15 protein-coding genes are annotated in these 17,237 nt (G+C 72.6%); 3 read left to right on the top strand and 12 right to left on the bottom strand.

Features of this window, described 5'->3' with window-relative positions; genetic code table 11:
• Positions 1-16 precede the first annotated feature (16 nt).
• The 3 genes from AB0B33_RS09720 to AB0B33_RS09710 form a co-directional block, all read right to left on the bottom strand.
• Positions 17-685 carry a GntR family transcriptional regulator gene (locus AB0B33_RS09720; protein ID WP_360769000.1) on the bottom strand — a complete coding sequence of 223 codons (669 nt, stop codon included), beginning with the start codon at positions 683-685 and terminating at the stop codon, positions 17-19.
• A complete protein-coding gene (locus AB0B33_RS09715) occupies positions 667-2,088 on the bottom strand; it encodes a fumarylacetoacetate hydrolase family protein (protein ID WP_360768997.1) in 1,422 nt (473 codons plus the stop codon). The genes AB0B33_RS09720 and AB0B33_RS09715 overlap by 19 nt, the downstream gene beginning before the upstream one ends.
• Positions 2,089-2,162: 74 nt before the next feature.
• On the bottom strand, positions 2,163-3,599 hold the full coding sequence (locus tag AB0B33_RS09710) for an aldehyde dehydrogenase family protein (protein ID WP_360768994.1): 1,437 nt from the start codon (positions 3,597-3,599) through the stop codon (positions 2,163-2,165).
• A gap of 138 nt (positions 3,600-3,737) precedes the next feature.
• On the opposite strand from AB0B33_RS09710, the gene AB0B33_RS09705 reads away from it, so the two are divergent.
• Positions 3,738-5,231 (top strand): GMC family oxidoreductase, encoded by a 1,494-nt coding sequence (locus AB0B33_RS09705; RefSeq protein WP_360768992.1) that lies wholly within the window; start codon positions 3,738-3,740, stop codon positions 5,229-5,231.
• Here the strand turns inward: AB0B33_RS09705 and AB0B33_RS09700 are convergent.
• Genes AB0B33_RS09700 through AB0B33_RS09690 form a run of 3 tightly spaced genes read right to left on the bottom strand, consistent with a single transcriptional unit; the run spans position 5,152 to position 8,070 of the window.
• Positions 5,152-6,009 carry an alpha/beta hydrolase gene (locus AB0B33_RS09700; RefSeq protein WP_360768990.1) on the bottom strand — a complete coding sequence of 286 codons (858 nt, stop codon included), beginning with the start codon at positions 6,007-6,009 and terminating at the stop codon, positions 5,152-5,154. The two genes, AB0B33_RS09705 and AB0B33_RS09700, sit on opposite strands and share 80 nt — an antisense overlap.
• Complete coding sequence (locus AB0B33_RS09695) at positions 6,006-6,956, bottom strand: aldo/keto reductase (RefSeq protein ID WP_360768987.1); 951 nt, start codon at positions 6,954-6,956, stop codon at positions 6,006-6,008. Before AB0B33_RS09695 ends, AB0B33_RS09700 begins: the two co-directional genes overlap by 4 nt.
• Before the next feature lie 10 nt (positions 6,957-6,966).
• On the bottom strand, positions 6,967-8,070 hold the full coding sequence (locus AB0B33_RS09690; RefSeq protein WP_360769503.1) for a zinc-binding dehydrogenase: 1,104 nt from the start codon (positions 8,068-8,070) through the stop codon (positions 6,967-6,969).
• Between the two features lie 23 nt (positions 8,071-8,093).
• Between AB0B33_RS09690 and AB0B33_RS09685 the strand changes: the two genes are divergently transcribed.
• Positions 8,094-9,419, top strand: a complete 1,326-nt coding sequence (locus AB0B33_RS09685; RefSeq protein WP_360768984.1) for an amidohydrolase family protein — start codon at positions 8,094-8,096, stop codon at positions 9,417-9,419.
• Here AB0B33_RS09685 and AB0B33_RS09680 read toward each other — a convergent pair whose 3' ends face one another.
• Positions 9,420-10,154: an SDR family NAD(P)-dependent oxidoreductase gene (locus tag AB0B33_RS09680; RefSeq protein ID WP_360768981.1), complete on the bottom strand. Its 735-nt coding sequence runs from the start codon at positions 10,152-10,154 to the stop codon at positions 9,420-9,422.
• A gap of 45 nt (positions 10,155-10,199) precedes the next feature.
• Here AB0B33_RS09680 and AB0B33_RS09675 point away from each other — a divergent pair, with 45 nt between their 5' ends.
• Entirely contained in the window at positions 10,200-11,120 is a 921-nt protein-coding gene (locus tag AB0B33_RS09675; protein WP_360768978.1) for an aldo/keto reductase, read from the top strand.
• Between the two features lie 48 nt (positions 11,121-11,168).
• Here the strand turns inward: AB0B33_RS09675 and AB0B33_RS09670 are convergent, their stop codons facing one another.
• The 5 genes from AB0B33_RS09670 to AB0B33_RS09650 form a co-directional block, all read right to left on the bottom strand.
• Positions 11,169-11,825 carry an alpha/beta fold hydrolase gene (locus AB0B33_RS09670; protein ID WP_360769500.1) on the bottom strand — a complete coding sequence of 219 codons (657 nt, stop codon included), beginning with the start codon at positions 11,823-11,825 and terminating at the stop codon, positions 11,169-11,171.
• Positions 11,826-11,900: 75 nt separating this feature from the next.
• Positions 11,901-12,806 carry an ABC transporter permease gene (locus AB0B33_RS09665; protein ID WP_247023546.1) on the bottom strand — a complete coding sequence of 302 codons (906 nt, stop codon included), beginning with the start codon at positions 12,804-12,806 and terminating at the stop codon, positions 11,901-11,903.
• 73 nt (positions 12,807-12,879) lie between these two features.
• On the bottom strand, positions 12,880-13,824 hold the full coding sequence (locus AB0B33_RS09660) for an ABC transporter permease (RefSeq protein WP_360768974.1): 945 nt from the start codon (positions 13,822-13,824) through the stop codon (positions 12,880-12,882).
• Positions 13,821-15,398, bottom strand: a complete 1,578-nt coding sequence (locus tag AB0B33_RS09655; RefSeq protein ID WP_360768971.1) for an ABC transporter substrate-binding protein — start codon at positions 15,396-15,398, stop codon at positions 13,821-13,823. Before AB0B33_RS09655 ends, AB0B33_RS09660 begins: the two co-directional genes overlap by 4 nt.
• Positions 15,395-17,131, bottom strand: a complete 1,737-nt coding sequence (locus AB0B33_RS09650; protein WP_360768968.1) for an ABC transporter ATP-binding protein — start codon at positions 17,129-17,131, stop codon at positions 15,395-15,397. Before AB0B33_RS09650 ends, AB0B33_RS09655 begins: the two co-directional genes overlap by 4 nt.
• Between the last annotated feature and the right edge of the window lie 106 nt (positions 17,132-17,237).

Raw genomic sequence — 17,237 nt, 5'->3', positions numbered from 1 at the left:
GGTTTCCCTTCTTGCGTCAGTGGCGGCGGTGGGCGAGGAACGCGTCCAGGGTGGCCAGCCGGTGGGCGCGGACGGCCTGCTCGACGTCGGCGGCGGGGGCGCCGCTTTCGAGCAGGCCGAGGATGGTTTCGTGCTCGGCGACCGACTCGCGGGCCCGGCCGGGCACGAAGCTGAATGTCGAGGTGCGCAGGCCGCTCAGCCGGTCCCAGCCGCGCCGGACCAGGTCGAGGACCTGCGGGTTGGGGCAGGCGCCGAACAGCACGGCGTGGAAGTCGCGGTTGAGGCCGGTGAACCGGGCCGGTTCGAAGTGCCCGAGGCAGTCCGCCAGCTCGGCGTTCAGCGCCCGGGCCTCGGCCAGCGCGCCGGGCGGGAGCACGGGCGCGGCGAGCGCGGCGGCGTAGCCCTCGACCAGCGCGAGGGTCTGCATCGTGTGCTGGTACTCGCTTTCGTCGACCATCGCGACCTGCGCGCCGACGTTGCGCTCGAAGGTCACCAGCCCTTCGGCTTCCAGCAGCCGGATCGCTTCGCGGATCGGGACGACGCTGACGCCGAGCTCCTGGGCGAGCTGGCCGAGGACGAGGCGGTAGCCGGGGGAGAAGGTGCCGTCGGCGATCCGGGCCTTGATCCACTCGTACGCGATCCGCGACTTGCTCATCGCGGTGCCGTTCACCGTTTCGCGAGCCATGCGGCGTACCTCCCGCGCCAGTGCCCGTCCATCGGGTAGAGCCCCTCGACGCGCTCGCCCGCGGCGACCTGCTCGGCGATGAACGTCTCCTGCAGCTCCTGCTCGATCGCCGCGTCGACGACCACCTCGACCAGGTCCGGCGGGATGACCAGGACACCGTCGCCATCGCCGGCGATGACGTCGCCCGGGCGGACGGCGGCGCCACCGCACGCGATCGCGACGTCGACGTCCCACGGCACGTGCCGCCGGCCGAGCACCGCCGGGTGCGGCCCAGCGTGGTAGGTCGGGATGTCCAAAGCGGACACCGCGGCGAGGTCGCGGACCCCGCCGTCGGTGACGATGCCGGCCGCGCCGCGCACCTGGGCCCGCAGCGCGAGGATGTCGCCGACGGTGCCGGTCCCGCGTTCGCCGCGCGCCTCCACCACGAGGACGTCGCCGGGGCCGAGCGCGTCGATCGCGCGCTTCTGCGCGTTGTACCCGCCGCCGTGGGACTTGAACAGGTCTTCGCGGTAGGGCAGGTACCGCAGGGTGCGTGCGCGGCCGGTCAGCCGGGCGCCGGGCCGGGTCGAGGTGAGCCCGTCGATCGACACCGCGTCGTAGCCGCGCTTGCGCAGCTGGGCGGACAGCGTCGCGGTGGCGACGGACTCGATCTTCGCGCGCAGCTCCGGCGTCAGCTCGAAGCCCGCATCGGCGGTCCCGTACGCGTCCGCGCGCTGCTGCTCGTCGGCGCGGGGGAGGGCACCGAACGGTCCGAAGGGGACGGTGCCCGCGACGATGGGGGTCACGAGCCGTCCGGTGGTGTGCCCGTCGCTGTCGACCTCCACCTCGACGACGTCGCCGGGGATGGCGACCGAAGCACCCGCGGGGGTGCCGGTCAGGACGACGTCGCCGGGTTCGAGGGTGATCAGCTGCGAGAGGTCGGCGACCAGCCGCCCGAAGCCGAACAGCAGGTCGCCGGTGGTGTCCTCCTGGACGAGTTCGCCGTTGAGCCAGGTCCGCAGCCGCAGCGCGGCCGGGTCGACGTCGGCGGCGGGCAGCACCGCGGGACCGAGCGGGGTGAAGCCGTCGCCGCCCTTCGAGCGCAGGTTGCTGCCCTTGTCGGCGTAGCGCAGGTCGTAGACGCCGAAGTCGTTGGCCGCGGTGACGCCGCCGACGTAGGACCAGCCTTCCTCGGGCGTGACGCGGCGGGCGGTGCGGCCGATGACCAGCGCGATCTCGCCTTCGAAGCCCAGCAGCTCGGTGCCCGCCGGGCGTTCGAGCGCGGCTCCGCTCGCCGCCGCGGACGTCGGCGGCTTGAGGAAGTACGACGGCTGCGCCGGCACCCGGCCGCGCTGGGCGGCGCGGGAGCGGTAGTTGAGGTGCAGCGCGATGATCTTGCCGGGCCGCTGCGGGAGGGTCGTCATCCGTGGTCCTGCCTGCCGGTTCGAAGAAGGTATCTTAAATAATATACGATCTGTGGCGCGGGGAAACCCCCCTTTCACCCGCCGTAGTGGAGCCAGACGGACTTCGTCTCGGTGTAGGCGTCGAGCGCCCAGGGGCCCATTTCGCGACCCCAGCCGGAGGCCTTGTAGCCGCCCCACGGCGCCGCCATGTCCGGGATCGGGGGCATGTTGACGAAGACCGCGCCGGCCCGGATGCCGTCGGCGTAGCGCTGCGCTGTGCGGAGGTCGCGGGTCCACACCGTCGCGGCCAGGCCGTACTCGGTGTCGTTGGCGCGGGCGAGCGGTTCGTCGCCGTCGTCGTAGGCCGTCACGGCCAGGACCGGACCGAAGATCTCCTCGCGCATGATCGCCATGTCGTCGCGGACCCCGGCGAACAGCGTCGGGGCGTAGAAGTAGCCGTCGCCGTCGACCGGGTTCCCGCCGGTGACCAGGTCGGCGCCCTGGTCGCGGCCGGTGCTGACCAGGAAGTCGACGTGTTCGCGGTGCTTCTCCGACACCAGCGGCCCGAGCTGCGTGGTCTCCTCGGTGCCCGGCCCGAGCCGCAGGCCTTCCAGACCGCGCGCCAGCTTGTCGACGAACTCCTGCTCCCGCTTGCGGTCGACGTAGAAGCGCGTGTAGGCGGCGCAGACCTGGCCGGTGTTGAGCGTCGCCCCGGCGAGGTTGCCCGCGACGGCGGCGTCGATGTCGGCGTCGGCCGCGATGATGCTCGGGGCCTTCCCGCCGAGCTCGAGGGTGAGCCGCTTGAGGTTGGACGCCGCGCTCGCCGCCGTGATCAGCTTCCCGACCGCGGTGGAGCCGGTGTAGGAGACGTGGTCGACGTCCGGGTGCTCGGTCAGCAGGGCACCGACCGAGCCGTCGCCGGTGACGAGGTTGACCACGCCCGCCGGGATCCCGGCTTCGTGCACCAGCTCGACCAGCCGGATGCTGGTCAGCGGCGTCACCTCGCTGGGCTTGATCACCACCGTGTTGCCGGTCGCCAGCGCCGGCGCGAGCTTCCAGGCGAGGATCATCAGCGGGAAGTTCCACGGCGTGATCAGCGCGTTCACCCCCACCGGCTCGCGGCGGGTGTAGTGCAGGGTGTCGGGGAAGGACACCGGGTTCGTGGTGCCCTGCAGCTTCGTCACCCAGCCCGCGAAGTAGCGGAAGTGCTCCGCCGTGCCGGTCGCGCTCACCTGCCGGGACACCCCGATCGGCTGGCCCTGGTCGAGCGTCTCCAGCCGGGCCAGCTCTTCGTGGTGCCGCTCGACGAGGTCGGCCAGCCGGAACAGCAGCGCGGCGCGCCGGACCGGGAGCAGCCCGGCCCATTCGGGTGCGGTGAGCGCGCGCCGGGCGGCCGCGACGGCGGCGTCGACGTCGGCGCGCGAGGCGGTGCCGACCTCTTCGATGACGCGGCCGGTGGCGGGGTCGCGGGTCGGGAGCACGCCGCCGCCGGCTTCGGTCCACTGTCCGTCGATGCACAGGCGTGTCGCCATCCCGTTGTCCTCCTCGGCCTGGGGTGAGCCGAGTATCGGGCGACCGGGTGCCGCGGGTCTTGTCCGCTCCCGCACGCCCGTTGACCGACCGCGAAGGGATGCCGCGGGTCCACAGGGGCGCGGGCCACGCTGGAGCGCATGGACGTGATCGTGGTGGGCGCCGGCTCGGCCGGTTCGGTGGTGGCGCGGCGGCTGGTGGACGCGGGCGCGGCGGTGACGCTGCTGGAGGCGGGCGGCGAGGACGTCAACCCGGCGATCCACGACCCCGCGCGGGCCGGGGAGCTGTGGCACGGGCCCGAGGACTGGGACCTGTACACCGTGCCGCAGGAGCACGCGGCGAACCGGCGGCTGCACCTGCCGCGGGGCAAGGTCCTCGGCGGGTCGCACGCGCTCAACGCGATGATCTGGGTCCGCGGCGCCCCGGCCGACTACGACGGCTGGGGACTGCCCGGCTGGTACTGGGAAGACGTCGAGCCGGTGTTCGCCCGGCTCGAAAAGGACCTCCTCGACGTCGTCCCGAACGAGCCGCTGCACCCGGTCCAGCGGTCCATCGTGGACGCGTGCCGCGAGACCGGTCTGGCGTTCAACCCGGACTACAACGGCGGAACCCTGGACGGTGTGTCCGTCGAGCAGATCACCTTGCGCGGTGGGCGGCGTTTCAACACCTGGCACGCTTACGGCGCTCCGGTGGCTTCGCGGATGACCGTCCACACGGGAGCGATGGTGCACCGGCTGCGGTTCTCCGGTGCCCGCGTGACCGGTGTCGAAGTCTCCATTGACGGGGTGGCGCGGGAACTCTCGGCCGACCTGGTCGTGCTCGCGGCGGGGGCGCTGGCCTCGCCCGCGATCCTGCTCCGCAGCGGCGTCGGCCCGGCGGGCGAACTGGCGGCGCTCGGCATCGACGTCGTCGCGGACCTGCCCGGGGTGGGGCGCAACCTGCACGATCACCTGCTCTCCCCGGTGATCTTCTCGACGTCCCGCGAAGTCGTGCCGGAACCCGGGCGGCCGGTGACGCAGGTGCACTGGTTCTGGCGCAGCCGGGCCGGGCTCGCGGTGCCGGACACCCAGCCGATCTGCTTCAGCGTGCCGATGTACGAACCGTGGATGTCCGGGCCGCCGACCGGATTTTCGCTGATGGCGGGCATGGTGTCACCGGAGAGCCGCGGGAGCCTGCGGCTGGCCCCGGACGGCTCGCCGCTGATCGACCTCGCGGCGTTGTCGGCGCCGTCGGACTTCGAGAGCCTGGTGGCGTCGGTCGAGCAGTGCCTGGCGGTCGGCGCCGCACCGGCGCTCGCGGACGGGTGGGGCGCCCGGCAGCTGTACCCGGCGCCGGGCGACGACGCCGGTGAGTACGTGCAGCGGACGGCGATCACGTACCACCACCAGGTCGGCACCTGCCGGATGGGCACCGACGCGGCCGCGGTGGTGGACCCGCGGCTGGCGGTGCACGGGCTCGACGGCCTGGTCGTCGCCGACGCGTCGGTGCTGCCCCGGGTGACGACGGGCAACACCAACGCACCGGCGGTCCTCGTCGGCGAGCGGGCCGCGCGCTTCATCCTCGGCGCCGACCTCCCGGGCCGTCGAGCAGGCGGCGGAGCCAGGAGGACCGTGTGGCCAGGGCGGCGCGGGTGACTTCGGCTTCCGGGGCGAAGCGGTCGAAGCCGTGGTGCGCGTCCGCCCAGACGTGCAGCTCCGTCGGGACGCCCGCCCGGGCCAGCCGCTGGGCGTACGCCACGTCTTCGTCGCGGAACAGCTCCGCCCCGCCGACCTCGACGAACGCCGGCGGCAAGCCGCTGAGGTCCGTCATCCGCGCCGGGGCCGCGTAGGGCGACGTCTGGCCGTTCAGCAGGCTGCGCCAGCCGAAGTCGTTGGCCTCCCGCGTCCACACGAGGTCCGGGAGGTCCGCCGACGTCCGGTCGTCGAGCATCGGGCACAGCAGCAGCTGCCCCGCCAAGGCCGGCCCGCCCCGGTCACGCGCGAGCAAGGCCACCCCCGCGCTCAACCCGCCGCCCGCGCTGCCGCCGCCGACGATCAGCCGCTCGAACCCGAACGTCTGCGCGAACCACACCAAGCCCGCGTAGCAGTCCTCCAGCGGCGCCGGGTGCGGGTGCTCCGGCGCGAGCCGGTACTCGACGGTCGCGCAGACGAACCCGAACTCCTCGACCAGCGGCACCAGCCGAGGCAGGTCGGCGAACCGGTCGTCCATCACCATCCCGCCGCCGTGGATGCTGTACAGCCCGGGCGCGTCCGGCCGCGCGTGCCGCGGCCGCAGCACCGTGACGACCACGCCGTCGTCGAGGACGTGGTCCGACCACTCGATGTCCCGGCCGCCGATGGCCTCGTCCGGGGTGGGATTGCGGAACGACGCGCGGACGGCCGCCAGCGTCTCGGCGGACAGTTCCGGAGTCACGGGCCCTCCGGATCGACGGCGTCCTTGTCGGCCCAGAACGGCTCCACCAGCTCGCGCAGGTCCGCCGCACCGATCCGCTCGACGAGCGTGACCGCCGCGAGGTTGTCCTCGAGCTGCCTGACGCTGGTGGCGCCGAACAACGTCGTCGTGGTCGCCGGGTGGGTGAGCGTGAACGCGAGGCACAGCTGGGCCGGCGTCGCCCCGACGCTCTCGGCCACCCTCGCGAGGTCCGCGGCCGAGCCGGCGATCCGCTGCCGGACATCGCCGGGGTCGCGCCCGACCTGGCGCCCGCCCTTCCCGAGCAGCACCCCGCCTTCGAAAACGTCGGACGCCTGGAGCGAGACGCCGAGTTCGCCGAACACCGAAGCGAACGGCGCACCGTCCGGAATGGACCGCCGGGCCACGCTGTACTTCAGCTGCGCGATCGCCGGGCCGGGCACGCCGTCCGCGGCGGCGAAGTCGTGGACCGCCCGGATCGCCGGCGCCGACCAGTTGTTGACGCCCCACTGCCCGATCAGTCCCGCCGAGTGCAGCGCGGCGAGGTCGGTGACGAGGGCGTGCAGATCGGTGTCGTCGCGGCGGAGGTCGCCAAGGATCACCAGATCGGCGTGGGAGACGCCGGCGCGGAAGAAAGCGTTCTCCAGCTGCGCGCGCAGGCTGTGCTCCGGGTAGCCCTCCAGCCAGAGCTTCGCCGAGAGCAGGTAGTCCTCGCGCCGCAGGCCCGCGGCGCGGACCATGGCCGAGAACAGCACGTCGGTGAACACCGGCGGGGCGCCGGGCAGGCCGTACACGCCGACGTCGAACAGGCCGATCCCGGCGTCGACAGCCGTTTGCAGCATCGAGACGGCTTCGCGGAAGTCCATCCGGTCGAACGTGTGCCAGGAGCCGAGGGACAGGACGCCGGTGGCCGGTCCGTCGCGGCCGATGCGGCGTTGGGGGATGCGCACGAAAACCCTCCTAGGGCAGTCGGGGGTCGATGACGGCTTTGAGCTCGCCGAGCCGGGACATCGACTCGACGGCGGCGGACGCGCCGGCCAGCCCGACCGGCGCGCTGAACAGCTCGTTCCAGGGCAGGCGATCGGCGAAGGCGCGGAAGAACTCGACCGAGCGGTGGTAGTCGGCGATGTCGCCGTTGAGCGAGCCGGCGATGGTCAGCTCCTTGCCCATCACCGTGCCCAGCGGCACGGGGGAGGGCGCCGGTCCGGTCGACCCGACGATCGCGACCGTCCCGCGCTGGGCGGCGAAGGCGACCGCCTCCGCGCCGACCGTGGGCCCGCCCGCGAAGTCGAAGACGTGGTCGGCGCCGCGGCCGCCGGTCAGTTCGCGCACCCGCTCGACGCGTTCGTCCGGGGTGGACTCGACCGGGACCGTCGCGGTGGCCCCGAACCGCTCGGCGACGTCCAGCCGCGACCGCGGTCCGCCGACGGTGATCACCACCCCGGCGCCGCAGAGCCGGGCGACCGCCGTGGCGAACACGCCGAGCGCGCCCGCGCCCTGGACCACGACCGTCGCGTTCGGACGGATGCCGCCGGACCGGGCGACCGCGCGCAGCACGGTCTTCCCCGCGCAGCCGGACATCGACGCCCACGTGTCCTCGACGTCGTCGGGCAGCAGGAGCTTCGCGGCGCCGGGCGTGACGTAGCAATGGCGGGCCAGACCGCCGGTCGCGTAGGGGAACCGGTCGGAACGCTGCAGGAAGCCGTAACCGCGGCGCTCGCAGGCGACCGGCTCACGAAGGATCGTGCAGCCGTGGCACTTCCCGCACGTCGACTCGGACCAGCCGATCCGGTCACCGGGGCGGATTTCCCGGCCGAGGGTGTCGGTGGTACCGGGTCCGGTGGCGACGACTTCGCCGACCATTTCGTGACCCAGCACCATCGGCAGCATGCCGGGGAGACTCATTTCCCCCGACCAGAGGTGGACGTCGGTGCCGCACAACGTGGTGCAGGTGAGCCGGACGAGGGCGGCGCCGGGTTCCGGGTCCGGCGGCAGCGGGAGTTCGCACAGCTCGAGGGGCGCGTGGTGGCCGGTGAGAACGGCGGCCTCCGTGTGGGTGGGCAGAGCCATCTTTTTAGTCTACAGTCGTGGAAGAAAAAGTCCAGGTCCGGGAGGAAACCATGACGGCACAACGGATCCACCCGGCGGACCTGGTGGTTCACGGCGGGGTGGTGCACACCTTCGGCTCCGGCGGCACGGTGGCGGGCGGCCTCGCCGTCCGCAACGGCCGCGTCGCCGCGGTGGGGGAAGACCTCACCGCCCACATCGGACCGGACACCGAAGTGCTGGACCTGGCCGGGCGCACGGTCCTGCCCGGCATCAACGACGCACACCTGCACGCGACCTGGCTCGGCGCCCGCTGGCCGCACCCGCTGCTCGGCGCGCCGCACGAAGAAACCCCGGTGGTCACCGCCGGAGACCGCCGGGCGGCGATCCTGCGCGCCGGCGACGTCTGCGCGGCGCTCGGCATCACCAGCTACACCGAACCCGGGCTCGGCCCCGGCGAAACGGGGTGCTTCTCGGCCGAAGTCCTGGACGAGTACGCGAACCTGCACCGAGAAGGCCGCCTGCGGGCGCGGGTCACCGTGCTGCGCCTGTTCGGTCTCCTGGACGGCGCCAGCTCGCTGCCGGACTTCGCCCGCGGCCTCGGAACCGCGGTGCCGGCCGCGGATCCGGAGTGGCTGGCCGTGCCCGGGGTCAAGATCTTCGCCGACGGCATCCCCCCGATGCGCACCGCGTGGACCCACCACTGCTACGCCGACGGCACCCACGGAACGCTGCTCGTCGACGGGCCCGACGACGGCGAGCGCGCGGCCAACCTGGCCGCGATGATCGCCCTGGCCCACGATGCCGGCCTGGTCGTCGGCGTCCACGCGACCGGCGAGCGCAGCATCGAGGCCGCCCTCGCCCACCTGCGCGACGGCGACCACCTCGTGCACGGCGACCTCGTCACCCCGGCGCAGCTGCGGCGGATGGCCGAGCGCGGTGTCGGGCTGACGACGCAACCCGCGATCGCCACCGCGATGCGGCCGATGGTCGCCACGGCGCTGGGCGAGGACGTGGCCGCGAAGGCGTGGCCGCTGAGCGAGGTCCTCGACCTCGAGGTGCGGCTCACGCTGAGCAGTGACGCGCCGGTCGTGACGCCGGACTGGCGGGTCCACCTCGCGGCCGCGGGGGAGCTACTGGGTGCGCGGGGTGTCACGCCCGAGCTGACCGCACGGCTGTTGCGCTGCTACACCACCGAAGCCGCCGCACAAGACGGATCCGCGGCGTGGAAGGGCACCCTCGAGCCCGGCATGGCCGCCGACTTCTGCGTCCTGGACGAAGATCCTCTGGAAGTCGCACTCGCGGACCTGCCGCCGGTCGCGGTCGGGCTGACCGTGACCGGCGGCCGGATCGTCCACAAGGGATAGTCAGGTGAGCAGCTGGCCGCCGTCCACCGCCAGGCTCACCCCGGTGATGTGCCCGGCGGCGGGCGAGGCCAGGAACACCACGGACGGCACGACGTCGCCGACGGCGGCGATGCGGCCCAGCGGGATCCGGGACTCCCAGGCCGCGCGGGCGGCGGTGTCCGCGGCGAACCCCGCCGTCATCGGCGTGAGCACCGGGCCGGGGGCGACGGCGTTGACGCGGATCCCGTGCGGCGCCAGTTCCAGCGCCGCGGACCGGGTCAGCGCGTCGACCGCCGCCTTGGTCGCTTCATAGTGGCCGAGCCCCGGTGTCGGCTGCCGCGCGCCGATCGACGACACGTTCACGATCGCGCCGCGGGTCCCGGCGGCGACCATGTGGGCGCCCACCGCGCGGGTCATCAGGAACGTGCCCCGGAAGTTGACCCGCAGGCACCGGTCGAAGACCTCGACGGAAAGGTCGGTCACCGGTCCGCCGCCCCCGGCCAGCCCGGCGTTGTTGACCAGCACGTCCATCGGCCCGAACCGGCTCGCGACCAGGGAAACCGCCGCGTCCACCGACGCCGGGTCCGCGATGTCGAGCTCGACGTGCTCCGCCCCGATCGCCCGGGCGACGTCGTGTGCCGCCCGCGCGTCGACGTCGGCGACCACCACCCGGTCACCCGCGGCCAGAAAAGCTTCGGCGGCACCGCGCCCGATTCCGCTCGCGCCGCCGGTCACCACCACGATCCGTGTTTTCATTCTACAATCGTAGATGAAAGATGTGCTGCGGCGAAAGGAAAACCCGTGCTCGGAAGATCCGCCTTCGGTCTCGGCTCCTGGAACACCTGGGACCGGATGGACTTCGGCGACGCCGTCCGGCTGCTCAAGACGGCCGTCGACGCCGGCGTCACGTTGTTCGACGTCGCCCACTACGACTTCGGCCCGCACGCGGAGAACTCGCGGACGGACATCCTCTTCGGGGAGGCCGTGCGCGAGGCCGGGATCGCCCGGGAGGACTACGTGCTGTGCGGCAAGCTCTGGCTTTGGGACTACCCCCGCAGCGGCTTCGCCGGGCAGCTCGAGACGTCGCTGGGCCGCATCGGGACCGACCGCGCGGACCTGGTCGTGGTGGGGGACTACCGGGAGCGCCCGGACATCCCGCGCGTGGTCACGGAGGTCGCGGAGCAGATCCGGGCGGGCCGGATCGGCGGCTGGGGTGTCAACAACTGGCTCGCGGCCGACCTCGGCCAGGCGCTGGAGTTCGCGGACCGTGAAGGCTTGCCGGGCCCGGAGTTCGCGCAGCTGAAGTACTCGATCGCCCGGCGCGCGATGGCCGAGGGCGAGCCCTACCGGAAGCACTTCGACGCCGGACGCCTGGCACTGCAGGCGTCCGACGTCTTCGAAGGCGGTGTGCTGCTGGGCAACGCGGCCCCGGCGCGGAAGATCGGGGCGGACGTCGGGGGCATCCGGCCGTCCATCGTGGAGGCTTCCGCCGAAGTCGCCCGCGTCGCGGCGGACTTCGGCGCGACCCGCGCCCAGCTGGCCCTCGCGTTCTGCCTGGCGTACGAACCGGTGGCGAACGTCCTGTTCGGCGTGAGCCGCGCGGAGCAGCTGACCGACAACCTCGGCGCGCTCCTCCTGGCCCGCGAACACGGCCTGGAGATCCGCACCGCCCTCGCCCACCTCCGCCTCGACCACGACGTCGCCCCCGACGGCTCCTGGTAACACCCCCCGGGGCGTCACTTTCCCTATGAAAGTGACGCCCGGGTCGGGTCAGGGGGTGTCGAGGAAGGTGAGGGCGGCGGTGCGGAAGGGGGCGCCGCGCAGGGCGCCGCCGTGGTCGCCGGGGACCACCAGGAGGTCGCTGCCCGGGACCAGGGGGACGAGGGTCTCGATGCCCTGGCTGACCGGGTCGTCCCGGCCCGCGACGAACCGCGTCGGCACGGTGATGGTGCCGACCCGCGGGGCGAACGGCTCCCGGCGCAGCCCTTCGATGCAGTGCGCGAGCGCCACCGGGTCGCGGCCGGGCGCGGTGATCATCCGGGCAATCGCCGCCGTCAGCGGGTCCGCGGGCAGCCGGCCGCCGCCGGCGAAGGCCAGCGCGGCCTCGACGTCGACCGCGCCGAACGGCTCGTGCGGGCTGATCCCGCCCAGCACCAGCCGCCGGACGGGCAGCAGCGCGGGCAGTTCCCACGCCAGCCGCGCGCCGAGCGAGTAGCCGACGACGTCCACTTCGGACACCGCGCCGACCGCGATGGCGAGCTCTTCGGTGATGGCCTTCGGCGTGGTGTCGGCGGGTGCGGGACTCGAGCCGTGGCCGGGCAGGTCGGGGACCAGCACCGGGCGCCCCGAAGCGATCAGCGCCGACGGCCAGCCCGTGCTGACCCAGTCGGTGTGCCCGTCAGAGGCGAAGCCGTGCAGGAGCAGCACCGGCGGGCCCGCGGGCGGACCGGCGGGGGCGAACCGGCGCACGGCGAGGGAGGTGACGGTCAAGGAGATCCCTTCTCAAGAGGAACGGCGGAGGCGCTGCAGCTCGCCGAGCGTGCGGGCGCGGGCGTCGACGGCGATCCGCAGCGCGGAGCCGACGAGGTTGAGCAGGAGCACGCAGAGCATGATCGTCACGCCGGGCACGATGACCAGCCACGGCGCGACCACCAGGTACGACCGGCCCTCGGCGATCATGTTGCCCCAGGTCGGGGTGGGCGGGGCGATGCCGAGGCCGAGGAAGCTCATCGCCCCGTCGACCAGCATCGCGGCCGCGGCGAGGATGACGACCTGGACCAGTGCCAGCGGCAGCACGTTGGGGAACACGTGCACCAGCAGGATCTTGCCGCGGCTCATCCCGGACACCCGCGCCGCGCCGATGTACTGGCGCCCGGCGATCCCGAGCACGCGGCTGCGGATGACGCGGGCGGTGAACGGCGTGAAGATCACCGTCAGCGCGATCAGCTCGGTCCAGATGCTCGCCCCGAGCGCGATGGCCAGCGCCATCGCGAGGATGATCGCCGGGAAGGACATCCACGCGTCCATCAGCCGCATCAGCACCGCGTCCGCGGCCCGGTAGAAGCCGCTGACCAGGCCGATCACCATGCCGGAGAACGCCGCGCAGAGCGTGATCAAGGCGGACAGGCCCAGCGACGCGCGGCCGCCGGACACCAGCCGGGCGAGGACGTCCCGGCCGAACGAATCGGTGCCCAGCGGGTGCGCGCCCGACGGCGGGAGCAGCCGGTGCACCGGGTCGGTCGCGCTGACGCTCGGCAGGAAGAACGGCAGCACGACCACGGCCAGCACGATCAGGCCGAGCAGCACCGAGCTGATCACCAGGGTCCGGTTGCGCCGGAACGCGCGGGCCGCCCGCCGGGGCGGGGGAGTGTCCACAGCGGACGCCGGTTCGGCGACGGCGAGGCTCATGCGCGCACCTCGCTGGCGCTCGGTGCCGCCTGAGCCGGAAGCGCAGTGTTGGATGATTCGCTCGCAGGCTCGCTCATGCGACACGCACCTTCGGGTCGAGCAGCGCGTACGACAGGTCGACCAGGAGGTTGACCACGACGAACAGCACCGCGACGAACAACGTCACGCCCTGGATGAGCGGGAAGTCGCGAGTGGACACCGCACCCATCAGCAGGTGGCCGAGCCCCGGCACGACGAAGATCGACTCGATGATCACGATCCCGCCGACCAGCATGGCGAAGTTGCTGCCCAGCTGCGTCACCAGTGGCATCAGGGCGTTCGGCAGAACGTGCTTCAGCAGCACCCGCCGTTCGGGCAGGCCCTTGACGCGCGCGGTGCGCAGGTAGGCCAGCGGCAGCTCGCCGAGCACGCTCTCGCGCAGGGTGAGCACGAACAGCGCCGTCTGCCCGATGACGAGCACGGTCACCGGCAGCACCAGCGCGGGCACCGCGGCCACCGGGTCGGTCAGCAGGTCGTGGTAGCCGCTGGACGGGAACCACCGCAGCGTCACCGAGAACACCAGCACGAGCACCAGCGAGATCCAGAAGTCCGGCATCGCCATGCCGAGCGAGGACAGCCGGTCGAGGCCGCGGGCGACCGGGTTGCGCGGCGACACCGCCTGCCACGCCGTGATCGCGACGGACAGGAAGAAGCTGATCACCGTGGACAGCACGGCCAGCGTCAGCGTCGGCACGATGTGCGCGGCGACGACGTCCAGCACCGGCTGGTGGTAGGTGATCGACGTCCCGAAGTCGCCGCGCAGCACGTGCCCGGCCCAGCTCAGGTACTGCTGCCAGAGCGAGCCGTCCAGGCCCATGCTCGAGCGCAGCGCGGCGACGTCGGCCGGGCGCGCGGTGGGGCCGAGGATCGCCTGTGCCGGGTCGCCCGGGATCAGCCGGATGACGAAGAACATCATCGTGCCGACGATGACCAGGATGATCAGCAGGTCGCGCAGCCGGCGCAGCAGCAGCCCGGTCATGCGGCCAGCCAGGAGTTCCAGAAGACCCGGTAGAAGTCGCCGTAGCCCTTGAGCCGCGGGGTGTAGGCGGCGTACAGCCGGGACTGGCTCAGCGTGATGACCGACAGCTGCTTCCAGGTGAACGCCTGGAGCTTGTCGATGACGGCCTTCGCCTGCTCGGGCGTCGTCGAGGCGTTGAACTCGGCCATCAGCCCGTCGAGCTCGGGCGACGACGAGCCGTTGAGCGTGCCGAGGGTGAGCGCGGGCATCTGGGCGGGCGAGGTCAGCGACGAGTCGAAGAACAACGTCGTGATGTCCCAGCCGCCCGGGTCCTTGGTCAGCGTGCCGAGCATGGTCGCGAAGTCGAACGTGTCGATCTTGGTCTGCAGCCCGATCTTCCCGAGCGCGTCCTGGATGAGCACGGCCCACTTCCCGAATTCGGGGTAGGAGTTGGTGGTGACGATGTGGATCGTCGCCCCGGCGGTGACGCCGGCCTCGGCGAGCAGCTCCTTCGCGCGCGCCGGATCGTGCTGCCGGTAGACGTCGTTCCCGGCGGCCGAGTAGGACGCCTTGTTGTCCGGCGAGGCGAACGCGCCCGTCTCGATGGTGAGGTCCTTGCTGCCGCCGGTCGCCGCGTTGATCGCGGGCTTGTCCAGCAGCAGGTTCAGCGCCTGGCGGGCCCGCGGGTCGGCGAACTTCGAACCGGGGTTGAAGTTGGGGATGACGACGTTCTCGTTGCCGCCCGGCAGGTTGTGCACGACCAGGTTCGGGTTGGCCTTGAGCTGCTCGTACTGGTCGTTGGCCGGCATCGCGTGGTCCCACTGGCCGGTCTGCAGGCCGTTGACCAGCGCGTCCTGGTCGCCGACGACCTTGTAGGTGACGGTGTCGAGGTAGGCGTGCTTCGCGCCGGCCTGCCCGCCCCAGTCCTCTTCGGACCGCGACTTGTAGCCGTCGTAGCGTTCCAGCACCAGCTGCTGGCCGATGTCCCAGCTCTTCAGCTTGTACGGGCCGGTGCCGATCGCCTTGTCCTGGCCGAACCCGGTGGCGGGCAGGCCGGCGAGGTTCTTCGCCTCGTAGATCTCGGTGCCCGCGCCGGCCAGCTCGTCGATCAGCGGGTAGCGCGGCCGCTTGAGCTTGATCGTCACCGTCGCCGGGTCGGGCGCGGTGATCGCGTCGATGTCCGGGGTGACGAGCTGCCCGGTGCGGTGGCTCTTCTGCCAGCGCTGCAGGCTCGCGACGACGTCGTTCGCCGTCAGCGGGCTGCCGTCCTGGAAGGTGACGCCTTGGCGCAGCTTGAAGGTGTAGGCGAGCCGGTCCGGGCTGGTGGTGAAGGTGTCGACGAGCATCGGCCGGGCGACGAAGTGCTGGTCCACTTCGAACAGCTTCTCGTACAGCATGTTGCCGATCTGCGCGGTCACCTGGCCGGGGTTGGCGACCATGTCGAGCGACTGCGGATCGGTGGGGACGGCGACGGTGAGGTTGCCGCCGCGGACCGGTGGTCCGGCGGCGGCCGTCGTGGTGCCGGCGCCGCCCATGCAGCCGGCGAGCAGCGTGGCCGCGGCGGCGAGGGCGGCGAGCAGAGGAGTTCTCTTCATGGGCGCGTCGATCCTGTGTGGGGGAGGGCGGGCAGGTCGGGGTTGGCGGCGAGCAGCCGCCGGGTGTAGTCGTGCCGCGGGGAAAGCCGGATCTCGTCGGGGGTCCCGGTTTCGATCAGCTCGCCGCGGTACATCACGCCGACGCGGTCGGCGACCGACAGCACGAGGCTGAGGTTGTGGGTGATGAACAGCAGGCTCAGCGTGCGGGTGCGGCGCAGGTCCAGCAGCAGGTTCAGCACCTGGCCCTGCACCGAGACGTCGAGCGCCGACGTCGGCTCGTCGGCGACGATCAGCTCGGGCCCGGCGGCGATCGCCCGCGCGATGGAGACGCGCTGGCGCTGCCCGCCGGAAAGCTGCGACGGCAGTTTCCCGGCGGAGTCCTTCGGCAGGCCGACTTCGTCGATCAGGCCGGCCACCCGCCGGTCCAGCTCGGCGCCGCGCAGCGGGGTGAGTTCCTTCAGCGGCTCGGCGATGATCCGCGCGGCGGTGTGGCGGGGGTCCAGGGAGCTCTGCGGGTCCTGGAAGATGAGCTGGACGCGACGGCGGAACGCGCGTTCTTCGCCGATCAGGCCGCCGGGCGTGATCCCGTGCGCGCCGAAGGCGATGGTCCCCGACACCGGTGGTTCGAGGGCGGTCACGAGCCGGCCGAGCGTCGACTTGCCGGAGCCGGATTCGCCGACCAAGCCGAAGAACTCGCCCGGGGCGAGCTCGAGGGAGACGTCGCGGACGGCCTCGACCCGCTGTCCTTTTCGGCCGTACACTTTGGACACCGCGGTGATGGTGAGCGGCGGTCCTTCGTGCTCCCGCTCGGGACGCGGTTTGAGGGCCGGGGTTTCGACGGCGTCGGTCGCCTCGCCCGCCATCGCCGACGCGAGCCGGGCGGGGGAGATGGTCGGGAAGCCGTCGCGGCGGCTGACGCCGAGCTGCGGGACGCACCCGAGCAGCGCCCGGGTGTACGGGTGCTTCGGCCGGGTCAGGACCTCGTCGCGCGAGCCGGTTTCGACCAGGCGGCCGCGGTACATCACCGCGATCCGGTCGGCGACCTGCGCGGCGACCCCCATGTCGTGGGTGATGAACACGCACGCCGTGCCGTGGTCGCGGCGCACCCGGTCGAAGAGCGTGAGGATCTCCGCCTGCGTGGTGACGTCGAGGGCGGTGGTCGGCTCGTCGGCGATGAGCAGGTCGGGGTCGGCCATCAGGGCCAGCGCGATCATCACGCGCTGCTGCATGCCGCCGGACATCTGGTGCGGGTACAGCCGCAGGATCCGGTCGGTGTCGGTGAGCCCGACCTCGGTCAGCAGCCGCCGGGCCTTGGCTTCGGCGCGCTTGCGCAGCGGGCTGCCGCGGCGGGCGGCCTGCCCGGGCAGCGACCCGGGTTCGCGGTAGGCCTCGGCCAGCTGCCCGCCGACGCGGCGGCTCGGGTTGAGGGAGTCGAGGGCCTCCTGGAAGATCATGCCGATCCGCGGGCCGCGGTAGGCGCGCATCGCGTCGGCGGGCAGCTTCGTGACGTCCACGCCGTCGACCGCGATCTCGCCGCGGGTGCGGACGGGGGCGACGAACTCGAGCAGGCGGATGATCGACAGGGCGGTCACGGTCTTGCCGCTGCCGGACTCGCCGACCACGCAGAGCGTCCGCCCCCGCCCGAGATCGAGGGAGAGCTCCCGCACGAGTTCGCGCTCGGTGTCGTCGGTGACGACGCCGACGGTGAGCTCCCGGATTTCGAGCAGCGTCATGGATTCCCCTTCCTCGCGCCCGCCACGAGCGGGCGGGCCGGACTGCCGGGCACCGGCAGGGGTAGTTCTACGCATGTTGACACCGGTGCCATGCGGTGTCAATGGT

It is taken from the genome of Amycolatopsis sp. NPDC049159, assembly GCF_040648295.1.
In the GTDB taxonomy this organism is placed as follows: Bacteria; Actinomycetota; Actinomycetes; order Mycobacteriales; family Pseudonocardiaceae; genus Amycolatopsis; species Amycolatopsis pretoriensis_A.
This window is presented reverse-complemented; position numbering and strand designations above follow the sequence as displayed.

What these genes read in the sequence shown, in the direction of transcription:
- AB0B33_RS09665 (WP_247023546.1), bottom strand. Translation starts at nt 12,806, where the DNA reads ATGAGCCTCGCCGTCGCCGAACCGGCGTCCGCTGTGGACACTCCCCCG.
- AB0B33_RS09715 (WP_360768997.1), bottom strand. Translation starts at nt 2,088, where the DNA reads ATGACGACCCTCCCGCAGCGGCCCGGCAAGATCATCGCGCTGCACCTC.
- AB0B33_RS09705 (WP_360768992.1), top strand. Translation starts at nt 3,738, where the DNA reads ATGGACGTGATCGTGGTGGGCGCCGGCTCGGCCGGTTCGGTGGTGGCG.
- AB0B33_RS09650 (WP_360768968.1), bottom strand. Translation starts at nt 17,131, where the DNA reads ATGACGCTGCTCGAAATCCGGGAGCTCACCGTCGGCGTCGTCACCGAC.
- AB0B33_RS09660 (WP_360768974.1), bottom strand. Translation starts at nt 13,824, where the DNA reads ATGACCGGGCTGCTGCTGCGCCGGCTGCGCGACCTGCTGATCATCCTG.
- AB0B33_RS09680 (WP_360768981.1), bottom strand. Translation starts at nt 10,154, where the DNA reads ATGAAAACACGGATCGTGGTGGTGACCGGCGGCGCGAGCGGAATCGGG.
- AB0B33_RS09710 (WP_360768994.1), bottom strand. Translation starts at nt 3,599, where the DNA reads ATGGCGACACGCCTGTGCATCGACGGACAGTGGACCGAAGCCGGCGGC.
- AB0B33_RS09720 (WP_360769000.1), bottom strand. Translation starts at nt 685, where the DNA reads ATGGCTCGCGAAACGGTGAACGGCACCGCGATGAGCAAGTCGCGGATC.
- AB0B33_RS09655 (WP_360768971.1), bottom strand. Translation starts at nt 15,398, where the DNA reads ATGAAGAGAACTCCTCTGCTCGCCGCCCTCGCCGCCGCGGCCACGCTG.